Source organism: Bradyrhizobium sp. (assembly GCF_016462955.1).
GTDB lineage: Bacteria > Pseudomonadota > Alphaproteobacteria > Rhizobiales > Xanthobacteraceae > Bradyrhizobium.
Genome location: NZ_JAEMSD010000552.1, coordinates 1 through 1684, shown reverse-complemented (window position 1 = coordinate 1684; position 1684 = coordinate 1). Strand labels below are relative to the sequence as shown.

Sequence of the window (1684 nt, the reverse complement as noted above, 5' to 3'; positions counted from 1 at the left end):
CCCTCACTGCTCCCGCCCTTGCCCAGAGCCCGTATGACGGCAATTGGCAGGTCACCATCGTGACCAAGACCGGCTCTTGCGAGCCGACTGCGAGCTCGACGCTGACGGTTGCCGACGGCAAAATCACCGCCCCCGGCACTAACGTTTCCGGCACCATCGGTAGCGGGGGACTTGTGAAAGTTTCGATCAATGGTGCATATGCCAACGGTCAACTCAACGGCAACGCCGGATCGGGGAAGTGGAATGGAGCATCAGCAGGCATACCGTGCAGCGGGCGGTGGGAAGCATCGCGTCTATAAATCAACGAAGGCTCGCGCCCGGAACCGGCGGCTGCTGATCGCGGCCGCCGTTTTGCTTGCGACTGGAATGGCCGCCTCCGAAAGCAACGCACAATCCGGCCCGTTCGCCCCGATGGCGGGAAGCTGGAGCGGCTCCGGCACCGTCACGCTTGATGACGGCTCGACCGAGCGGATCCGCTGCCGGGCCAAATACGCCCCGATCGGCCCGACCATGGAGATGTCGCTGACCTGCGCCAGCGACGCCTACAAGTTCAACCTCGCAGCCAACGTCAGGGCGGAGGGCAGCGCCATCACCGGCAGCTGGTCCGAGGCCAGCCGCAACATCTCCGGCTCGCTCCAGGGCCGCGGCGGCGGCGGGAACTTCGAGGTGGTCGCTTCGACGGCCGGCTTCAACGCCAACATCGGGTTGAGGACGAGCGGCAACAAGCAGACGGTCACGATGCGTGCCGACAGCCAGTTCCGCGGCGCCAACATCTCGATGTCGCGCTAATCTGACCGCAGTCCGGACAAAGCGGCCCGGCGGCTTCGCCGGGTCTTTTTTATGCGCCAGGCACGAATGCCGTGACCTCGATCTCGACCTTGGCCCGGTCATCGACGAGGCCAGCGATATAGAGCAGCGTCGAGGGCGGGAAATTGCGTCCGAGCGTTTCCTTCCAGGCCGCGCCGATGCCGGAACCTGCCGCTTCATACTCACTGCGGCTTGTCAGGTACCAGGTCAGGCGGACGATATGCTCCGGGGCGGCGCCAGCCTCGCCCAGCAGCTTGACGATCCGCTTCAGCGCAGTCGCCACCTGACCCGCCATATCAGGCGCGTAATTGCCGGCCTCGTCGCCGCCGGTCTGCCCCGCCAGCACCACCCAGCGGCCCGGCCCCTCGACCACGACGCCGTGAGAAAAGCCGCGCGGTTTCGACCATTCGGCCGGCTGCAGAATACGCATGAGCATCAACTCCCGATGTTCTCGTTGTTCGATCATGGCTTATCACGCCGGGCTGCATCGCTGCATCCACAGATTTGGCCGTTGCAAACCACGGCAATGTCGTCGATACCGGCCGTCCCTTCGGCTTCCCCCTTCAGCATCCCGCCCCGATGAGCACGACACCGTCCAAAACGATGGCTGCACTGTGGATGGCGGGCTGGCTGTCGCTGATGCTGATCATGGCGGTGGCCGGGCGCGAGACCACGCGCGAGCTGAACGTCTTTCAGATCATGGAAGTCAGGTCGCTGGCCGGCTTCGTGCTGCTCGCGCCGTTCATCTATCGCGCCGGCGGCTTCAAGGTGCTCAAGACATCGCGCCTGCCGCAGCATGTCGGGCGCAACCTCGTGCACTACGATGCGCAGCTCGGGTGGTTCTTTGCGCTGACACAGATCCCGATCGGCCAGGTGG

The 1684-nt window shown here is 64.8% G+C and carries 3 protein-coding genes and 1 pseudogene; 3 read left to right on the top strand and 1 reads right to left on the bottom strand.

Going from position 1 to position 1684, the window contains the following annotated elements:
* Both JHD07_RS34150 and JHD07_RS34145 read left to right on the top strand, forming a co-directional pair.
* Nucleotides 1–299, top strand: a 299-nt coding sequence (locus JHD07_RS34150) for a hypothetical protein (protein ID WP_291630172.1), incomplete at its 5' end; no start/stop codon positions are given.
* Complete coding sequence (locus tag JHD07_RS34145) at nucleotides 244–789, top strand: hypothetical protein (protein ID WP_291630170.1); 546 nt, start codon at nucleotides 244–246, stop codon at nucleotides 787–789. The genes JHD07_RS34150 and JHD07_RS34145, both read left to right, overlap by 56 nt.
* 49 nt (nucleotides 790–838) lie before the next feature.
* Here the strand turns inward: JHD07_RS34145 and JHD07_RS34140 are convergent, their stop codons facing one another.
* Nucleotides 839–1237 (bottom strand): Rid family hydrolase, encoded by a 399-nt coding sequence (locus tag JHD07_RS34140; RefSeq protein WP_291630168.1) that lies wholly within the window; start codon nucleotides 1235–1237, stop codon nucleotides 839–841.
* A 149-nt stretch (nucleotides 1238–1386) separates the two neighbouring features.
* On the opposite strand from JHD07_RS34140, the pseudogene JHD07_RS34135 reads away from it, so the two are divergent.
* Nucleotides 1387–1684: pseudogene (locus tag JHD07_RS34135) on the top strand (EamA/RhaT family transporter); the annotation flags it as partial.